This window comes from Nocardia terrae, assembly GCF_009760405.1.
GTDB classification, from domain to species: domain Bacteria; phylum Actinomycetota; class Actinomycetes; order Mycobacteriales; family Mycobacteriaceae; genus Nocardia; species Nocardia terrae.
On sequence record NZ_WRPP01000003.1, the window covers coordinates 961326 to 978322 of the forward strand.

Consider the following 16997-nt stretch of genomic DNA (forward strand, 5'->3'; position numbering starts at 1 on the left):
GACGGCACAGCGAAGGCCGCCTCCCCCGCCTGATGAAACGGAGGTCGACGGCCTTCTGGCTGCGAGTGTTTCAGTTCCGCGCGCTGAACTCCGCACCCAGTTCACGGAACAGATCGGTGTTCATCGTGAACGCCAGTCGCGCCTCGTCGAGTACGCGATCGACCTCGGGACCGTCGATGGGAAGCCGGTCCAGGGCTTCGCGGTACCCGCGCTTGAACGCGGCCGGGTTGTCGATGCCGTCGAAGACGTAGAACCGGACGCCGTCGCCCTTCTTGGGCAGGTTCCACAGCTTCTCGGCGGTGCCGCGGATGACCTGGCCGCCGGAGAGATCACCCAGGTAGCGGGTGTAGTGGTGCACGACGTACCCGGCAGTCCAGTCGCTCGCGACCTCTTCGATACGGGCGGCGTAAGCGGCGGTGGACGGCAGCGCGGTCAGCTCGTCGCGCCAGTTCTCACCACCGAGGTGGGCCAGGTCGGCCTCGAGCGAGGCCAGCCGGGCCAGCTCCGGCTTGACGAAGGGCCCGGCAACGGCATCGGAAGCCAGTGCGTCGGAGTGCTTTTCGAGCGCGGCATACACGAACCAGAGCTGGCTGGTGTAGCGGTAGAAGGCCTCCACCCCGAGCTGCCCGGTGAGCAGATCGCGCATGAAGGTCGAGTGCTCCGCCTCATTGTGCTGCTGCTCGGTCGCGGTCCGAATGAGCGTCGAGAACGGGGTACTGGTCTCCAACATGGTCGCGCTCCTCGTGATCAACTCCGGGGGCACCCCACTTTGGCTACCCTAACTTCCTCCCAACCCTACGCCTCAGCAACGATCGCGCGATTCGAACTTTGCGGCCCACCCACTCCAACTTTCGGACGATTTTTCCGATACGGTCGTGCCGTTCATCACACCGATCCGCGGCATTCCGGCCCGGAGTGCGGGTTGACAAGCCCGCGAATCGTCTGCCAGTCTCTGCAATCAGGTCATGAGTACCAGCGTCAAGCCCCGGCTAGCTGGTCGGCAACCCTCCTCCGCGGCGGGGTGCTCCGGGTGACGACCGGGCCGTAGCCCGACCGGGCACGGCAAGCGCGGACTCTCGATCGATTCTGTTGGAAACGGAACAGCTCCGATCGCGCGTCCATGAACCCGATGGGATTTCGTGATGACCGCATTCGCCGACCAGACCTGTGCCCCGCTCGCCGCCGTCTCCGGCTGTGACCTGCAGGTTCCGCTCGTTCAGGGTGGAACCATCGGCTACGCCAACTTCGACTACGCCGCCAGCGCGCCCGCGCTGAAGCAGGTCACCGACCGGGTCGCCGAGCTGCTGCCGTTCTACGCCAGCGTGCACCGCGGCGCGGGCTACGCCTCCCGCGTCTCCACCGACTGCTACGAGTCGGCGCGCGGCTCGGTCGCCCGCTTCCTCAATGCCGCCGGCGACCAGGTCGTGGTCTTCACCCGCAACACCACCGACTCGCTGAACCTGCTGGCCGCCTGCGTCCCCGGCGACACCGTGGTGCTCGATGTCGAACACCACGCCAACTTCCTGCCCTGGACCCGGCACGGCCGCCGGGTGGTGCCGGTCGCCGACACCATCGAGGAGACCATCCAGCGCGTGGTCGCCGAGCTGTGCTCGAAACCCGCTGCGCTGCTGGCGGTTACGGGTGCCTCCAATGTGACCGGCGAGCTGCTGCCGCTGGAGCGGCTGGCCTGGATCGCCCATCAGTGCGGCACCCGCATCCTGGTGGACGCGGCCCAGCTGGCCCCGCATCGCCGGATCGACCTGCGCACCACCGGCATCGACTACCTGGCGTTCTCCGGCCACAAGGCCTACGCCCCGTTCGGCGCGGGCGTGCTGGTCGGCTGCCGGGACTGGCTCGACGCCGCCGAGCCCTACCTGGCGGGCGGCGGCGCGGTGCGCTCGGTCACCACCGACGGCGTGGACTGGGCCCCGGCCCCGCAGCGGCACGAGGCCGGTTCGCCGAACGTGCTGGGCGTGGCCGCCCTGGCCGCCGCCTGCGACGCCCTCACGGATCTGGATCAGGCCACGGTCACCGAGCACGAGCAGTACCTGACCCACCGGCTGCGCTACGGCCTGAAAACCGTTCCGGGCGTGAACTTCCTGCGCATCTGGCGCGACAGCACCGATGCCGTCGGCATCGTCGCCTTCACCATCGACGGCTTCGAGCCCGGCCAGGTGGCCGCGTACCTCTCCGCCGAGCACGGCATCGGCGTGCGCGACGGACGCTTCTGCGCCCACCCGCTGCTGTCGCGGCTCGGCGTCGACGCCGCCCTGCGCGCCAGCATCGGCCTGGGCACCACGGCCGCCGATGTGGACCGCCTCATCGATGCCGTCGCCACCCTGGTCGAGCGGGGCCCGGCCTGGAATTACGCCCGCACCGAAGGACATTGGAACCCGGTTCCGGAAACCCGCCCGTTCACCGGCTCGACCGACGGCGCGGCGCCCTGCGGATTCTGAACTGCGGCTTTTGAACTACGGCACGAGGTATCGGGCCGCGAGCTCCTCGATCACCGGATCGTCCTCGGCGACCGAGTCCAGCAGGTCCAGGTCGTCCTGCACCGAGACCTGCCGGGTGTCGCCCTGCTCCGGATCGGGCGGCCCGTCCTCAGCGAGCTGACGAACCAGCTTCTCGCGCACGCGTTCCTTCAGCGAATCACTCATACGCAGAGCATGCCCCAGGACTACACGGGCGCGATCCAGGTCCCCCATGGCGTGTTCCGAACGACGGTGAAGACGATGAGAAAAGCGAGCGCCATCCACAGCGCCGACTTGGGCAGAACCTGCGGTAGGCGCGGCGGCACCGGATTGCCGCGCCACCCGCGCACCAGCCAGGTGCCCCACCACGCGATGAAGCCCAGCGTCAGCGGCAGCAGCAGCACATTGCTCTGAATGGCGTCGAGAATGCGGCCGTCGGTGAGATTGTGCAGGCCGCGCAGCCCGCCGCAGCCCGGGCACCAGTACCCGGTGAGCTCGTAGAACGGGCAGTACCCGTAGGACCCCGACGTATGCGGATCCCGAAAATGCAGCAAGGCCAGCCCGCCTGCTACCGCTCCACCGGCGAGCAGCGGTAGCCCCGCGCCCAGCCACCGCGGGCGCGCGGATGATTCCGTAACTGCTGCCGTGGTATCCACGACCATCAACGGTAGCCGCACCGCCACCAACCTGCCAGGTCGCACCGGACTTCGCACCCCACAAATACCAAGCGCGCTTGGGTATGCTGCCCCGGCAATCATTTTCGAGTTCGGGGGAATTCCACTCATGCCTCAAAATCAAGGCCGCGGCAAGGCCCGCACCGTACTGGCCGTGGTCGGCGCCATCGTCGTGGTCATCGCCATCCGGGTCGGCATCCGCTTCATCGGCAATGCCTTCGGCATCATCGGCCTGCTCGCCGTCATTCCCGTGAGTGTGGGCCTGTGGTTCGTCATCACCAAGATGCAGGACAAAGAACCACCGCTCATCAACAACGTCCAGCCCTACGCGCAGGCCCCGAGTCCGTACGACCAGCAGAACACCCCGGTGCAGGGCTACCCGGCCCCGATGGGCACCTTCCCGCAGCCGAATTATCAAGCGCCACAGCCCCAGCCCGGATACCCCGCGCCGAATCAGCCGGCGTACGGCGCCCAGCCGTCGAACCCGTACGCGCCGCAGGGATATCCGCCTCAGCAGGGCGGCTACCCACAGCAGGGCTACCCACAGCAGGGCGGCTATCAGCAGCCCGCGCCGCCGAACTACCCGCAGCCCTACCAGCGTTAGTCCACCGCGCTCGGTTGCCGAACGGCGACCGGCGCGGTCAACACACCGGCGAGCATGTCGACGATCTCCCCCCACGCCGTCACGTCCCCGGCGCTGACCCGCCCGGCTTCCACGGCCCTTTCATGATCGGCCAGCAGCGCGAACAGCACGGTCGGCAGGGCTCGTAATCGACGCCGCCGCAAGGGTTTCGGCAGCTCCGCCAGTTCCCGGTCCAGCTGCCGCATGATCACCCGCACCGAGGTGCGGCGCGCTGATTCCAGATTGGCGGCGTCGGTGACCGCCGGATGCGTGTGGATCTGTTCGAGAAACCGCCCGTAATGGTTGATCCCGAGCCGGTCGCCGAGTTCGAGCATGGGGATGACCAGCGCCTCCAGCAGTTCGTGCACGCCGGTCGCCCCCGCCCCCGCCTGTTCGGCCAGCAGTTCCAGCCGTCGCACCTCGAGGGTGGCCAGCCGATGCTCGACCACCGCGAGAATGAGCCCGTCCCGGGACCCGAAGTGGTACTGGATGGCCGAATTGTTCCGCTGCTCGGCGGCCGCGGCGATATCGCGCAGCGCCACCGCCTGCCCCCGTTCGGCGATCAGTCGCTCCGCCGCGAGGATGATGCGCTCCCGCGCGTCCGTCACTCCCACAGACTGCACCATAGCCGCTCACCAGCGGATAAAGAACTTCTCCTTGACGATTAAGAACAATTGCTTAAGGCTGCTTGTGACTGTCGTCACCCGAGAAGGACTGAACTCGCGATGATCCTGGATACCTTCCGACTGGACGGCCGCGTTGCCGTCGTCACCGGCGCGGGCCGCGGCATCGGCGCCGCCACCGCCCTCGCTCTCGCCGAAGCCGGTGCGGACGTGGCCATTTCGGCCCGCACCACCGCCCAGCTCGACGAGGTGGCGGGCAAGATCCGCGCGCTGGGCCGCCGTGCCGTGGTCGTCCCCGCGGACCTGTCGGACCTTTCCGCCGTCACCGCCCTGGCCGAGACCGCGGCCGCCGAACTGGGCCGCATCGACATCGTGGTCAACAATGTCGGCGGCACCATGCCCAACACCTTCCTCACCACCACCACCGAATTCCTCGAAGAGGCATTCCGTTTCAACGTCTCCACCGCCCACGCCCTCACCCAGGCCGCGGTTCCGCACATGCTGAAGAACGGCGGCGGGTCGGTCGTGAACATCTCCTCACGGATGGGCGTCTCCGCCGGGCGCGGCTTCCTGGCGTACGGCACGGCCAAGGCCGCCCTCGCGCACTGGACGAAGCTGGCCGCCACCGACCTGTCCCCGCGCATCCGGGTGAACGCCATCGCGGTCGGCTCGGTGCTCACCTCCGCGCTGGAAGTCGTTGCGTCACAACCGGAGATCAAGAAGCAGATGGAGGACGCCACCCCGCTGCACCGCCTCGGCGAGCCCTGGGAGATCGCCGCCGCCATCGTCTACCTGAGCTCCCGCGCGGGCGGCTACATCACCGGCAAGGTACTCGAGGTCGACGGCGGCATCGACCGCCCGAACCTGGATCTGCCCATCCCCGACCTGTAAACCACTGCACCACAGGAGCATTCCCATGACCTACCGCGTAGTGCAGTGGAGCACCGGCAATGTCGGCCGCCGAACCCTGCGTTCCATCATCGCCCGCCCCGAATTGGATCTCGTCGGCGTCTGGGTCTCCGGCCCCGGCAAGGCCGGCAAGGACGCCGGTGAGCTGGCCGGTCTCGACCGCGAAATCGGCGTCACCGCAACCCAGGACGCCGAGGCACTGCTGGCCTTGAAACCCGACTGCATCGTCCACACCGCCATGGCCGACGACCGCTTGATGGAGGCCGTGGAGGACCTGAAGACCTTCCTCCGAGCCGGCATCAATGTCGTCTCCAGCAGCCCGGTCTTCCTGCAGTTCCCCTACGGCACCCTGCCCGACGAGGCCATCGCCCCGATCATCGAGGCCGCCGAGGAGGGCGGCGCCTCCCTGTGGGTCAACGGCATCGACCCCGGCTGGGCCAACGACTGGCTACCCCTGCTGCTGACCAGCGGCTCCGAGCGCATCGACAAGATCATCTGCTCGGAGGTGATGGACTACTCGACCTACGACAATCCCAAGGTCCTGTTCGACATCATGGGCTTCGGCAGCGCCCTCGACGAGCTCCCGCTCCTACTCCAGCCGGGCGTCCTCACCCTCGCCTGGGGCAGCGTGATCCGCCAGCTGGCCGCCGCTCTCGACATCGAACTCGACTCCGTCACACAGCATTTCGAGCGCCTGCCCGCCACCGAGGAACTGAAGGTCGGCAGCCACACCATCGCCGAGGGCACCGCCGCCGCCCTCCGCTTCCAGGTCCACGGCGTCAGCAAGGGCCGCGAAATCCTCACCCTCGAGCACACCACCCGCCTCCACCCCGACCTCGCCCCCGAGTGGCCCCAACCCGCCGGAAAGGGTTGCTACCGAGTAGAAGTCAAGGGCGAACCCGACTACCTCCTGGACCTCCAGCTCTACAGCAACGGCGACCACGCCGAGGCAGGCATCGTAGGCACCGCCGCCCGTCTGGTCAGCGCCGTCCCCGCCGTAATCCAAGCCCGCCCCGGCCTCCTGACAGCCACCGACCTCCCCCTCACCACCGGCCGCGGCCTGGTCTCCTGACCCCACCGACGCAAAAAGGGTGAGGACCAATGGTCCTCACCCTTTTCTCTGAGCCGCCTGGGGGAATCGAACCCCCGACCTTTTCATTACGGCAGACTGCGACTACCAGACGCGACACCAATCCACCGGAGATCACCGCAAAGTCGCTGCTGCCCTGCGAGATTGACTCGCAGCAGACAACTCTCGACACTCCGCCGCACACCTAAACAACGCCAGCGTGTCAGTATTTTGCTGGGACTTTCTTGGGATTGACCGCATCCACCCCGGCTAGGATTCCGTCAGTTGACCGTCGGACATCACGGGGAGGGACGAGTCAGGTGGCGGACCCAGACGATGAGGATCGATCCGAAGGCGTCAACCGATACAGAGCCATGAACCTCTGGCTAGCCGGCCTGAAGAAGGACGCGGGGATTCCCCTGAGAGCCTCCGACATAGTGTCGCTTACCGATGCGGAACGCGCCCTTGACTTCTTTAACGAGCTGATCGAGCGGGCCCATCAGGGTGGCGTGGGGAAGATCATTACCCAGGAGACCGACGGCTCCATAGTCAGGTTCCTAGAGGGCGACGCAGCGAGCTTCGTTCGCCGACGTAGGAATGACTACGCCGTCCGGTACGCCGAATTGGCCAGGCAACAACAGCTAGACGTGATCAAGAGTGCAGTCGAGACGAAGGTTGCGGACCCCCAGGTCCGCCAGGAGCTTGCACAGTTGGTAGCTGAGACAGCGCAGAAGCAGAGAGAGCTCGACGCCAACCGCCGATCACAGGAGGAAGCTGATCACATCCGCGAGGTTCGGAGGATCGACTTGCAGGCGCGCCGGTGGCAGATGCGTAAGACAATGCTCGAACGCGAACCGGCCGCAGTCCTAATCGGCGGACTCCTCCTGGTCGTCCTCACCGGAACGCTGGTGATCGGGATGTTCACCCATACAACAACTCCGGAGGTTCTGATCAACATGGTTCTGTTGATCTTGGGATTCTTCTTTGGTCAGACCGCCGGCCGCGACGGCCGGTCTGTCGAGAATAGGCAGTAGCGCCACAGCAATCTGACCCTCAAAGTTGTGGCCGCAGAGCTGTTTCGGCGATGCTCAGCGATCTGAACCTTCTCCGAGGCTCCGAGACCACGACCTGGGCTTAGCTTCCCATTCGGCCACAGCATGACGAAGCGCAAGGATGTCACTAGTCTTGATAGCCTCCAAGTTCGGATTGAGATCACCGAAAACCCTTGCGATCAGCATCTTGATCACGCCTGATGTGACCGACCGCCGTCGCAGGCTCGGACGCCGTAGGGCCGGGAGACCGGCTCGACCTCCCAGCTTGACGTACATGAGACGTCGCGCGTTCATCCAATCCAAGATGATCGCAGCGGGCAGGATCTGGAGCGCCGCCATGAGCGCGAATCCGATAGTCGGACCGTTGTAGAGGATGGGCGACGGGGACCGATACCACTTAAAGACCGCACCCAGCGCGAAGAGGCAGACGGTCGTGACCACTGCGAGGACCCATCCGAACCAGAGGATGGTCCGGTCACGTGTGGTGTATCGAATCTCGCTGTATGCAGCTACCCAACGGATCTCCTCCATGAGGTTCGCGCGCAGCACCTTTGGACAGCCATCGCCCGCGGCGCTGACGAGTTTCGCTAGTTGCTCTGCCCGTCGAATGCGCCGACGCCTGTCCGTAAGGGGAACGGCGGCTAGAAGTGTGTTCACTGCGACCATGGCAGCTGGGATTCCAACGACTGGTGCCCAAGACAGACTCACGGCCGTGAGAGTACCGAGAACTATGGCGCTCGTCGGTTAACACGGTCTCGCTGCGGATCTGATGCGATCGTGTCGCGGACCTGATGCGATTCCCAGTCGCATCAGAGTCGCATCAGGACTGGATCAGCATCGCTCTAACCTGCGCCTTCGGCGCATGGCTCTCGCGTGCACGACCCCAACTCTCTACCGCTTCGCTGCAGAGAGTTGGGGTCGTGCACGCGAGAGCCATTTCAACTGGGTTGGGGGTCAGAAGTCACGAAAAGTGTTGGGAGATAGGTAAAACCATAAGAAGAAAGACCACAATAGGAGGACCACAAAGAGAGGGTTCACAACGAACCTTGCGTTGGCAGAGCTAGGCACGTTGGGAAGTCCGCCGCCTTCGGCGGCGTATTCGCGCGCCAGGGCGCGCTCAGTGCGGTGGTACAGCCGGTACTCAATGTTGCGGAACACGACAACCACAAAGAAGGGATAGGCCCAGCACGCAGACGCACAGCTAGTAGGTGACTGCAGCCAACGCCACGGTGATCAGCAGTAGACCGATGGCGACGAGCAGTAGCCGTGTCGCCCATCGGAGTCTCTGGTAGCGGTACCAGTGCAGGCCGGATGCTCTCCATAGCTCGACAAGCGCACCCCGAAGCTGCTGTTCCGGGGATTGCTCAGCTATCGCTTGTCGGAACTCATCGAAAGTCGGCCAGCGGGAGCTGATGCTCGTGTAGTTGTAGACAGCCGCCGCAGCCTCTCGGGGGCCGTAGAACCGATGATCGATGCGGAACAAAGTGATCAGCGCCGTCGCCGCACAGGTGACTGATGCGGCGACCACGACGAGTGCACCAAATGCCGAAATCAGCACCGCGAGGTTGAGCCGGTGCGTGCCTTTCAGGGACAGAGCCAACGCAGTGCCCGCGACCACCAGTGCATTGGTACTCAGCACTGCCCCAGCTCGCGCTGTGACGGCGCCTCTGAGCTGATCCTCGCGCGCAATATGCCAACGGATCGTTTCCAGTGTGAGCCCACGTTCCCGACCAGCGGCCCCTCCCTCTATCACCACATGATTGTCACCGAATGTGGTTGCGAGGAAGGCTAAATCATCCACCGGATGCCCCGGAACGATCTCGCCAGGCTTGGGAGTTCACAGCGCTGCCTGACCAACCGCAGCTAGCAGACCGAACCAGTTGTCCCGCTTCAGCTTCACTCCGCGAGCAAGCGCCGAGTGAAGCCTGCATCCACAAGGCTGGAATACGCTTTCAGAACCTCTCCAGGCACGTCCTGCTCTATGGCCCAACCCTTCGCTGGGTAGACCCAGATTCGCTGCGTATCACCCACCAGCATGTTGATCACGCGATCCGTATCGCCGATGGCGGCGACATAGTCGTCCAGGTCGAGCGGCAGCGATCCACAGACCACATCGACCTCGGGCCAACGCTTTCGGCAGATCGCATAGCTGCGACGCTGCTGGTACGGGCGCGAGATCAGCATGACCGACTTGATCGAGTCGAGGTGGCCGCGTTCAGCGAGCAGCGACCGGGTGAAGTCGATGTTGTCGCCGGTATTGGTCGCCTTCGGCTCGACAAGGATTGATTCGGCCGGCACCCCGAGGTCGATGGCACGCTCCCGGAAGTGCACGGCCTCTCCGCGGGGGAACCGGTCTACCGTCGTCGGCGCGTTCGCACCGGTGAACACGATGAGTGGGAAGGTCCCCGCGTGATAAAGGTCGGCGACATAGGTAGCGACTCCAATGTCGTGACCACCGAGGCCGACACCAACATCGACCGGACGCGGCTCGTGATGCATCTGGTTGTAGTCCCAGAGGATCTCGACATCCGAGCGGTACTCCGCAGGCAAGGTTGTCGTCGGCATCGGAGGCTCCTCTACTCGGGCAGCTTGAAGTCGTACGTCCACGAGAACCGGGATGCCGCGTGGACGCCACGCGCAAACTCGATCAGAACATCATTCGCGGTGTAGGTGCGACGCGTAAGGATCATCACCGGTTCCCCAGAGGGCAGTTCGAGGGTCTCGGCCTCTTCCGGGGTGGGCATGCGCGCGAAGATCGTTTCCGACATGTGGTCGGGTTCGTAGCCCTGGAGGGTGAGAACGGCCAGGCCACCACCAGGGCCCGCAGGTCCCGGTGTGGGATCCACCAACGGTGTTCCCTCGACGATCTCGGGAAGGTAGTAGCTGTTCAGGGTGTGGGTCGGCCTTCCTGCGTCCTTGACGGTGCGTGCGCGCTCGTAGACAAGCGAACCTGGTTGCAGCCCATAGGCTTCCGCGATCTCCGGATCCGCCTCCATGAGCCTGACGGTCTGTGTCTGGTCGGTTCGTTGCCACGGCCGGCCGGATGCCTCACGGTCAGCGATGAACGCAACCGTGTCGCCGTACTTCCACTTCTTCTTCGAGTACCGCTCGGTGCCCATCCGTCGCATAGGCGGGCGCTCGCGTACGACGGTTCCGCGGCGCCTGATCGGCGTCACCAGCCCTTCCGATTCCAGCTGCCCGACCGCCTGGCGGATGGTCTTGATGTTGACGCCGTAACGCTCGGCTAACTCCTCCTGCTTGGGAAGCGTTGCGCCAGGCAGGTATTCGCCCTGATTGATGGCTTCACGCAGGTTGGCCGCCACTTCTCGGTATCCGCTCATGTCGCTCAGGTGCTCTCTCGTCGCTGGTCTGCGGAGTCGTCGCCAATAAGAGTAGCCATAATCCAGCAATTGAGGAATACGGTCAAATAGAACCAGCTGTATTGCCCAACTACTAGCTACTTGCTCCAATAGAGCTACCTCTATTGGAGCTACTTGCTCCAGAGGCTCGAAACTCCAACTAGTTCAAAGGGAGTGGGGCCGATGGCTCTCCAGAATTCGACTCATCCAGCCAGCTCATCTGACCGCGGGGCAGGTGCGTGATGGCCGTGAGCGTGTACGCAAAAAGCCGCGCTGAGCAGCTGAAAGAAGTTCGCTACGTTGCTGGACAGACCATCCACTACGGCGCGGCGAAGCAACACCAGATCCGCATTCCGGGACTCGTGTCCGTCAAGTTCGGGGACGGTTCGCTGGAGCTCGATATCGAAGATGCTCACGCCCTCATGTTCGGTTTGGCGGTGGCCCTGGTCCAGGACGCCGCAGCCCTGAGGGAATCCGCAGCCGGGCCAAAGGCGGTCGCGTGATGCGCATGCGGACCAGCCTCCTCGTGATCACGTCCCTGACAGTCGCCTACGTCTTGGTGACTCATCCCGCAGTCATCATCGTCCCGGCGTTCCTGATGGCCTTGTACGCCGCAAACCGTCGGCGCAGGCATGGCGCTTGGGGGCGACGATGAACAGCCACGATTACGCGCGTCATCGGATCGGGCTGTCCGCGTACAACCGGGTCGAGTACGACGCGAACGGGCTGCTGCTAACCGGATTCCAGGCGGTTCCGTTGCGCTGGCGGTTGCCGGTGTTCTTCGGTTTGGTGCTGTTCGCGACCGGAATCGTGATCGGTATTCAGCTGGAGAAGCAGACCCCGGCGATGCCGGCGTCGGTGAACGTGTGCCGCGCTGATGAGGTCGACCGCATCGACTGTGTCCACGTAACTCAGCCCGCTCCGACCGCCGTGGCGGTGATCCGATGAGTGCGCTGGACAAGGGGCACAGCGACATTCGCACGCTGGCCGCCGAGGAACAGCGGCTCGCCGTGACCGAGGGCGTCCTATCGGACTTGCTCGCAGCCGCGCTCGATGTGATGGAGCGCGGCGACCGGCGCGGTTGGGGCGGCGCGCGGCAGAAGCGTGATCACTGGGACGCGACACACGAGTCGGTACGGACCGACCGAGACAGTGCCGCGGATGCCTACCACGAGGCTCTCCTCGGTCGGAACTCCATGGAGACGATCCGTGCAGCCCGAGAGAACGTCGCCAGGGCACACCGGGGAATCGGGCGGTCGCGATGACTCGCAAGAACGTTCCTGGCACGGTCTATCTGCTGCATTTCGACCAGCCATTCCACCACGCGCGTCACTACACGGGCTGGACCACCGACCTTGAGGCTCGACTGGCCGAGCATCGCGCCGGTCGCGGTGCTCGGTTGCTGGAGGTATTGCGCGACAAGGGGATCGGTTGGGAGTTGGCCCGCACCTGGTCGGGCACCCGAGGCCGCGAGCGCCAGCTCAAGCGCGAAGGTGGAGCGTCCCGACGCTGCCCGAAGTGCGGAGTCACACCACGCCGCGAACCCGACTCGGGCACTGCCGAGATGGCCGCAGTGATCGTGCAGGCCCGTCGCGATATCGCGGCCCGCCACCAAGTCCGTGACCGAGCCCGTCGTCCGGAGCGATGGGTAGGCCCGATGCCCGCCGAGGAACTGGCAGCGCTACTGGACGGCATTGCCGCCCGGCAGGCCGCCCGTGCACGAAGGGAGCGAACCCGATGAGCACGCAGAAGAGGAGGGACCGCTACACCCCGCTCGAGGCCCTGCACCGCACGGAACTGATTGGGAGCCTGCGTGACTACGGTTACACCTACTCCGAGATCGCCCGCACACTGCAGATCTCGCTGAGCAAGGTCGAGAAGTGCCTCGGCGAGGCCGCGACCCTGCGGGCGCAGGGCTTGACCAAGGCCGAGGTAGCCGAGTTACTGCGGGTGCCTTACGGGTCGCTGAGTCGGATGCTGCCCGCCGCGCACAGTGCCACAATCACGGCCCGCCAGAACCAGGTCCTTGATCTCACCTCCGACATGCGCGGCGTACAGGTGGACTTGATCGCCGCATACCTCGACGTCGAGCTGAGCACCGCCTACAACATCGTGTCGTCGCTGATCGACAAAGGCTTGCTGTTCCCGCTCATTCGCGTGGGGCAGGGCCGAGCATGGGCTGTCCCGAAGAAGGAGGCCGCCTCACCTCGAGTTGGGTGGCGGACGAAGGACTGGGCCCCTTCGATGATGTGGGCCAACCACGATCGAGCCACTGCTCAGGCCCGCATCATGCTGGTCGGCTCTGACCCGCACCGCTGGGTGTCCGAACGCCAGCTGCGCCGCCGTGCCGAAGAGATTGCCGCTGCGGCGCGGGATGCGGCGGAGTTCAGCTCCAGCCGCGAGCCGCGCCCCGGCCGCCCGCACATCCACGACGGCTGGGTACTGCGCAAGACCAACGGCGAACTGCAGTGGTGGGCAGTGGAAGTCGAGCTCACCCGCAAGTGGTCGACCGACATGGACATCGCGTTGCAAGGCGCCATGCGAGCCACCCAATCCGCACCACCGTTCCGGCAGGTCACCGAGTTGGCCGGGCTGCTGTACCTGTGTCGCACCAGCAGCGTCATGGACGGTGTCACCGCCGCGGTCGGCCGCCTGCCCGGCGACGTCGCCGCGATCGACATCGACTTCGAAACCCGCGACCTCGACGACGACTGGAGCGCGTTCCTCGCCCGCCGCGCCGAACGCAAGGCCGCCGAGAAAGCCAAGCGCGACAAGCGCATTCACACCAGCAAGGAAGCATCATGAGCAGCGACTGTGTCCCGCTGATCACCCCGCAGGACTGCGACCACGCCGACCCGCCCGCGATCTTCAATCCCTTCACCACCCCGACCGTCCCGACCACCACGCCCGCACCCACCGGGACCGGATTCGACCAGCTTGGGCCTCAAGCACCGCCCGGAGCCCCACAGGTGAAGTTGGCGGGCTGGCACGCTCCGGACCTGTCACAGGCCACCCACATCGCGGGAACCTCGCTGGTGGCCGGGGTGGTACTGGTCGCGATGCTCATCATGATCGTGGCCGTCGCCTACGGCTGGCCGCTGGAACCGCATCGGCTGCGCAACTTCGCCATCGCCTCTCTGTTGCTGCCGTTCGCTTCCATGGTGGCCGGCGGATCCCTGTCCACACCGGTCACGTTGTTCTGGGCCGGGGCCTGCGAGGTCGCCGCCGGCGACTGGTCCGGGCTGCGGATGATGCTCGCGCTCGGTGCGCCCGTCGCGATGCTGGCCGCGACCTACTGGTGGGCCTCGTTCGTCCTGAAGACCAACACCGTCGGGCTCAAGCACCTCGGCCGCACCGAACGCGTCCAGGAAGCGCTGGCAGCCAAGAAGTTCCGAGCCGCCGCCCGCGCGGCCAAGCTCGGCGCCCCCTACAGCGCCGGCAGCTCGATCGTGCTGGGCACCCTGGCCGATCACCACGATTCCCGCCCGCAAGGGCTGTGGCGGGAGCTCACCGACCGCCACCGGCACTGGCTGATGGTGCCGCACAACGAGATCAAACGGCATCAGGGGATCGTGGCAACCACCCGCAGCGGCAAGACCGAGCTGATCAAACGCCACGCCGTCGCGACCTTCATCTATGAGTGGCATGCCTGGCAACGGTGGAAGGACGTGCCCGGCATGAGCACCCGGCACCCCAAACCGCGGCTGGTGATGATCACCTGCAAGGGCGGGGAGGACGACAGGGCCCTCGGCCGCGAATTGCTCGCCATCGCAATCGCCCTGGGCATCCCCCGCGACGAGATCGCCCTGGTGATGCCCGGAGAGGACCGCGTCGAGCTGTGGAAGGGCCTGCCGGTCCGCGACAAGCGCGCCATCGTCGCTGACCTGCTCAACGCCGGAGAAGCGACCACCAGCGAGGGCCAGCACTTCGACGAGATGCGCCGCCGCATCATCGATCTGGTCCTCGGCGCCCCGAACGGCGAGATCAACAGCAGCGCCGAGTTCCTGGCCCGGCTGACCCCGGGCGAGATCAAGAAGGCATGGGACTACGCGCCCGATGTGATCCGCCAGGTCGACGCCCTGCAGAAGGAGAAGGTCCCGCAGATCGACGACGCACTCATCAAGTGCACCAACCTGTTCGAACTGCTCAAAGACCCCGACGGCCACGTGGTGTTCGACAACGGCAAGAACATCGACAACCTGACCTTGCTGTTCATGACCGTGCCCGCCCTGGACAAGGACGCCGCCCGCGCCCAGGTCGCGGCCACCATGCGCCTGGTCATGCAACGCGCCGGCCGCACCCTCAAACACCTGCGCCGCTCCAACACCCTCTACCTCGACGAAGCCTCCGCCCTCACCACAAAGAAGGGATCACTCGGGCTGGAAGAGATCGCCGAACGCGGTAGCTCGCAGGGCGTTGCGCTCGTCGTGTCCGGGCAGTCTCCCGAATCCCTGGCCCCCGACAAATGGACCCTGGACCGGCTGCTGAAGGCCCTCGCCGGCGGACTGATCATCGGCTACTGCGAAAACGTCGGCGAAATGTGCAAACACTTCGGCTCGGTCCGCACCATGCTGCCCTCCCGGCACCTGATCAAGGGGCAGCGCCACGGCGACGAGGGACAGGTTTCCGTCGGCGAGCGCTGGCTGGTCGACCCCGACCGCGTCCGCCGCTTCCAGCCGGGCGAGTTCGTCTTCGCCAAGGCCGGCCACGCCTGGTTCGGCCGCGTGGCCCTTCTCGACCTCACCCAGCTCACCCCACTGCCCGGTACCCCCGCTGCCGAAGCCGCCCAGCACCAAGCCGCACCCGGCGACGGCCCCACTCTCGCCACCGCTTGAGCCTTCCCTACGAAATCGATTGGAGCACAACCACTATGCGCATCATCCGCAGCAACGACGACCACGACGACGATCATGAACACCAGCACAATCGCAAACGCGGATCCGGCGGTCCGAACGAGCTCGGCGAGCTGGTCGCCGGCCTGCCCGACGGGCAAGTCGGAGACATCCTCGGCGACGAGGCCAGTGCCTTCATCGCCGCCGCGACCGTAGCCGCCGACGGCCCCGGCTTCCCACTCGGCCTCGACGTGCCGGAGGAAAGCATCCCCGCGAAACCTGTTCTGCGGCTGGTCACTCCCGAGAAGCACCTCGACACTGCCCCGTCTTCGCCAGCCCAGGCGGGTTTGCGGCCGCGGTTGCTGCGCGCCGGACTCGGCGGGTCGGCACTGGTGGCCGTGATCCTGCTGATTGCGGACTGGCGACAGCCCGCAGTGGTCGCAGCACCCCTGGCGGTCTACGGACTGGGTTGGGTCGCCTACCTCTGGTGGAACGCCGCCCTGCGCCCACCGCTGCCGCAAACCCTCATCGCCCTCACCACCGCCATCGGCCGCGCTCTCGCCGCACTCCTACGCGGAATCTGCCGCACCTTCACCGGCGCCATCGCACGCATGGACCGCTCCCGCGACCGCCATGAGACCCGACGCACCGCCACCGCATGAACTCCACGAAAGGAAAAACAATGAACCGCAACGACATCCGTGCTGCCGGCTTCGGCATCGCGGGCGGCATGGTCGTCGCCATCGGAACCATCGCATACTTCGCGCTGGATCTGGAGGTCAAGATCCCCAACGCCATCCACCGCTGGCAGCTCTCCCCGGCCGATCGCACCGAATACGACGCCATCCGCCAGGCCCAGACCGACAAGTACGCCGACGCCGACCGCAAACGCGAGCAGGCCCAGCTCGAAGTCCGCGCGAAGTTCCGGCCCGACCTGCTCAGCATCTCCCCGAAGGTGCCGGTGCTGTCGGAGCTGCCGCTCGAAGCCCTGATCAGCGAAATCCGCTACGCCAAGACCCGCAAGCGCCGCGCGATCGAAACAGCACGAGGCACGTTCACCTGCGGCGACAGCACCGACATGTGGACCCAGCAGATCGCCGCCCTGCGCAGCGAATTCCAGCGCCGTGACACCGAGCCGCTGTCATTCCTCGACCGTGCCCGCCATAACGCGGCCCGCCACGACGTGAACAGCCACGACGACGAATGGCCGCCATTCCGCGCCTTCAATCCGGCCACCGAACAGACCGCCGCCACCTTCCACGAGGAGCAGGCCGTCGTCGCCAGTGACCCGCTGACGACGTACCCGCCCTACCCGGATTTCTCCGGACCCACCGCCCCAACCAGCACCGAGGAGCCGTGATGCCGCCGTTCGCCGACCGCACA

The 16997-nt window shown here is 65.8% G+C and carries 21 protein-coding genes and 1 riboswitch; of the genes, 13 read left to right on the forward strand and 8 right to left on the reverse strand.

Annotation, left to right across the window (positions count from 1 at the left end; all coding sequences use genetic code 11):
* Positions 1-70: 70 nt before the first annotated feature.
* Positions 71-730 carry a biliverdin-producing heme oxygenase gene (locus tag GPX89_RS19725; protein WP_157388991.1) on the reverse strand — a complete coding sequence of 220 codons (660 nt, stop codon included), beginning with the start codon at positions 728-730 and terminating at the stop codon, positions 71-73.
* Between the two features lie 231 nt (positions 731-961).
* A riboswitch (SAM riboswitch) is annotated at positions 962-1075 on the forward strand.
* Positions 1076-1142: 67 nt separating this feature from the next.
* Between GPX89_RS19725 and GPX89_RS19730 the strand changes: the two genes are divergently transcribed.
* On the forward strand, positions 1143-2456 hold the full coding sequence (locus tag GPX89_RS19730; RefSeq protein WP_157388992.1) for an aminotransferase class V-fold PLP-dependent enzyme: 1314 nt from the start codon (positions 1143-1145) through the stop codon (positions 2454-2456).
* 15 nt (positions 2457-2471) lie between these two features.
* Here GPX89_RS19730 and GPX89_RS19735 read toward each other — a convergent pair whose 3' ends face one another.
* Together GPX89_RS19735 and GPX89_RS19740 are read right to left on the reverse strand one after the other, a co-directional pair.
* Positions 2472-2660, reverse strand: coding sequence for a hypothetical protein (locus GPX89_RS19735; RefSeq protein ID WP_157388993.1), 189 nt, complete (start codon positions 2658-2660; stop codon positions 2472-2474).
* 20 nt (positions 2661-2680) lie between these two features.
* Complete coding sequence (locus tag GPX89_RS19740; RefSeq protein WP_157389239.1) at positions 2681-3136, reverse strand: DUF2752 domain-containing protein; 456 nt, start codon at positions 3134-3136, stop codon at positions 2681-2683.
* 121 nt (positions 3137-3257) lie between these two features.
* On the opposite strand from GPX89_RS19740, the gene GPX89_RS19745 reads away from it, so the two are divergent.
* Positions 3258-3752: a hypothetical protein gene (locus tag GPX89_RS19745; RefSeq protein ID WP_157388994.1), complete on the forward strand. Its 495-nt coding sequence runs from the start codon at positions 3258-3260 to the stop codon at positions 3750-3752.
* Here the strand turns inward: GPX89_RS19745 and GPX89_RS19750 are convergent.
* Positions 3749-4384, reverse strand: a complete 636-nt coding sequence (locus GPX89_RS19750; RefSeq protein ID WP_157388995.1) for a TetR family transcriptional regulator — start codon at positions 4382-4384, stop codon at positions 3749-3751. The two genes, GPX89_RS19745 and GPX89_RS19750, sit on opposite strands and share 4 nt — an antisense overlap.
* Positions 4385-4495: 111 nt before the next feature.
* On the opposite strand from GPX89_RS19750, the gene GPX89_RS19755 reads away from it, so the two are divergent.
* The 3 genes from GPX89_RS19755 to GPX89_RS19765 all read left to right on the forward strand — a co-directional run bounded on the left by GPX89_RS19755 (position 4496) and on the right by GPX89_RS19765 (position 7405).
* Positions 4496-5284: an SDR family oxidoreductase gene (locus GPX89_RS19755; RefSeq protein ID WP_157388996.1), complete on the forward strand. Its 789-nt coding sequence runs from the start codon at positions 4496-4498 to the stop codon at positions 5282-5284.
* A gap of 25 nt (positions 5285-5309) precedes the next feature.
* Positions 5310-6374, forward strand: coding sequence for an NAD(P)H-dependent amine dehydrogenase family protein (locus tag GPX89_RS19760; RefSeq protein WP_157388997.1), 1065 nt, complete (start codon positions 5310-5312; stop codon positions 6372-6374).
* Positions 6375-6691: 317 nt separating this feature from the next.
* Positions 6692-7405 carry a hypothetical protein gene (locus GPX89_RS19765; RefSeq protein ID WP_157388998.1) on the forward strand — a complete coding sequence of 238 codons (714 nt, stop codon included), beginning with the start codon at positions 6692-6694 and terminating at the stop codon, positions 7403-7405.
* Between the two features lie 54 nt (positions 7406-7459).
* On the opposite strand, the gene GPX89_RS19770 is transcribed toward GPX89_RS19765, so the two are convergent.
* From GPX89_RS19770 to GPX89_RS19785, 4 genes are all read right to left on the reverse strand, one after another.
* Positions 7460-8089 carry a hypothetical protein gene (locus GPX89_RS19770; protein ID WP_157388999.1) on the reverse strand — a complete coding sequence of 210 codons (630 nt, stop codon included), beginning with the start codon at positions 8087-8089 and terminating at the stop codon, positions 7460-7462.
* A 535-nt stretch (positions 8090-8624) separates the two neighbouring features.
* Positions 8625-9062: a hypothetical protein gene (locus GPX89_RS19775; protein ID WP_328602042.1), complete on the reverse strand. Its 438-nt coding sequence runs from the start codon at positions 9060-9062 to the stop codon at positions 8625-8627.
* A 257-nt stretch (positions 9063-9319) separates the two neighbouring features.
* Positions 9320-9988, reverse strand: a complete 669-nt coding sequence (locus tag GPX89_RS19780) for a YdcF family protein (RefSeq protein WP_157389000.1) — start codon at positions 9986-9988, stop codon at positions 9320-9322.
* Between the two features lie 11 nt (positions 9989-9999).
* Positions 10000-10746 carry a GntR family transcriptional regulator gene (locus GPX89_RS19785; protein ID WP_328602043.1) on the reverse strand — a complete coding sequence of 249 codons (747 nt, stop codon included), beginning with the start codon at positions 10744-10746 and terminating at the stop codon, positions 10000-10002.
* A gap of 284 nt (positions 10747-11030) precedes the next feature.
* Here GPX89_RS19785 and GPX89_RS19790 point away from each other — a divergent pair, with 284 nt between their 5' ends.
* The 8 genes from GPX89_RS19790 (at position 11031) to GPX89_RS19825 (ending at position 16974) form a co-directional block, all read left to right on the forward strand.
* Positions 11031-11285 (forward strand): hypothetical protein, encoded by a 255-nt coding sequence (locus tag GPX89_RS19790; protein WP_157389002.1) that lies wholly within the window; start codon positions 11031-11033, stop codon positions 11283-11285.
* A gap of 148 nt (positions 11286-11433) precedes the next feature.
* On the forward strand, positions 11434-11730 hold the full coding sequence (locus GPX89_RS19795) for a hypothetical protein (protein ID WP_157389003.1): 297 nt from the start codon (positions 11434-11436) through the stop codon (positions 11728-11730).
* Positions 11727-12047, forward strand: a complete 321-nt coding sequence (locus GPX89_RS19800) for a hypothetical protein (RefSeq protein WP_157389004.1) — start codon at positions 11727-11729, stop codon at positions 12045-12047. Before GPX89_RS19795 ends, GPX89_RS19800 begins: the two co-directional genes overlap by 4 nt.
* A complete protein-coding gene (locus GPX89_RS43890) occupies positions 12044-12523 on the forward strand; it encodes a GIY-YIG nuclease family protein (protein WP_198347500.1) in 480 nt (159 codons plus the stop codon). The genes GPX89_RS19800 and GPX89_RS43890 overlap by 4 nt, the downstream gene beginning before the upstream one ends.
* Positions 12520-13587, forward strand: coding sequence for a hypothetical protein (locus GPX89_RS19810; RefSeq protein ID WP_157389005.1), 1068 nt, complete (start codon positions 12520-12522; stop codon positions 13585-13587). Before GPX89_RS43890 ends, GPX89_RS19810 begins: the two co-directional genes overlap by 4 nt.
* Complete coding sequence (locus GPX89_RS19815) at positions 13584-15617, forward strand: hypothetical protein (protein ID WP_157389006.1); 2034 nt, start codon at positions 13584-13586, stop codon at positions 15615-15617. The genes GPX89_RS19810 and GPX89_RS19815 overlap by 4 nt, the downstream gene beginning before the upstream one ends.
* A 35-nt stretch (positions 15618-15652) precedes the next feature.
* Positions 15653-16276 (forward strand): hypothetical protein, encoded by a 624-nt coding sequence (locus GPX89_RS19820; RefSeq protein ID WP_157389007.1) that lies wholly within the window; start codon positions 15653-15655, stop codon positions 16274-16276.
* Positions 16277-16296: 20 nt separating this feature from the next.
* The gene (locus tag GPX89_RS19825) at positions 16297-16974 is read left to right on the forward strand and encodes a hypothetical protein (RefSeq protein ID WP_157389008.1); all 678 of its coding nucleotides are present in this window, start codon (positions 16297-16299) and stop codon (positions 16972-16974) included.
* Positions 16975-16997: the final 23 nt, after the last annotated feature.

Excerpts from the sequence above, each read along its gene's own strand:
- GPX89_RS19725 (WP_157388991.1), bottom strand. The coding sequence starts at position 730 with ATGTTGGAGACCAGTACCCCGTTCTCGACGCTCATTCGGACCGCGACC.
- GPX89_RS19730 (WP_157388992.1), top strand. The coding sequence starts at position 1,143 with ATGACCGCATTCGCCGACCAGACCTGTGCCCCGCTCGCCGCCGTCTCC.
- GPX89_RS19735 (WP_157388993.1), bottom strand. The coding sequence starts at position 2,660 with ATGAGTGATTCGCTGAAGGAACGCGTGCGCGAGAAGCTGGTTCGTCAG.
- GPX89_RS19740 (WP_157389239.1), bottom strand. The coding sequence starts at position 3,136 with ATGGTCGTGGATACCACGGCAGCAGTTACGGAATCATCCGCGCGCCCG.
- GPX89_RS19745 (WP_157388994.1), top strand. The coding sequence starts at position 3,258 with ATGCCTCAAAATCAAGGCCGCGGCAAGGCCCGCACCGTACTGGCCGTG.
- GPX89_RS19755 (WP_157388996.1), top strand. The coding sequence starts at position 4,496 with ATGATCCTGGATACCTTCCGACTGGACGGCCGCGTTGCCGTCGTCACC.
- GPX89_RS19760 (WP_157388997.1), top strand. The coding sequence starts at position 5,310 with ATGACCTACCGCGTAGTGCAGTGGAGCACCGGCAATGTCGGCCGCCGA.
- GPX89_RS19770 (WP_157388999.1), bottom strand. The coding sequence starts at position 8,089 with ATGGTCGCAGTGAACACACTTCTAGCCGCCGTTCCCCTTACGGACAGG.
- GPX89_RS19780 (WP_157389000.1), bottom strand. The coding sequence starts at position 9,988 with ATGCCGACGACAACCTTGCCTGCGGAGTACCGCTCGGATGTCGAGATC.
- GPX89_RS19795 (WP_157389003.1), top strand. The coding sequence starts at position 11,434 with ATGAACAGCCACGATTACGCGCGTCATCGGATCGGGCTGTCCGCGTAC.
- GPX89_RS19800 (WP_157389004.1), top strand. The coding sequence starts at position 11,727 with ATGAGTGCGCTGGACAAGGGGCACAGCGACATTCGCACGCTGGCCGCC.
- GPX89_RS43890 (WP_198347500.1), top strand. The coding sequence starts at position 12,044 with ATGACTCGCAAGAACGTTCCTGGCACGGTCTATCTGCTGCATTTCGAC.
- GPX89_RS19810 (WP_157389005.1), top strand. The coding sequence starts at position 12,520 with ATGAGCACGCAGAAGAGGAGGGACCGCTACACCCCGCTCGAGGCCCTG.
- GPX89_RS19815 (WP_157389006.1), top strand. The coding sequence starts at position 13,584 with ATGAGCAGCGACTGTGTCCCGCTGATCACCCCGCAGGACTGCGACCAC.
- GPX89_RS19820 (WP_157389007.1), top strand. The coding sequence starts at position 15,653 with ATGCGCATCATCCGCAGCAACGACGACCACGACGACGATCATGAACAC.
- GPX89_RS19825 (WP_157389008.1), top strand. The coding sequence starts at position 16,297 with ATGAACCGCAACGACATCCGTGCTGCCGGCTTCGGCATCGCGGGCGGC.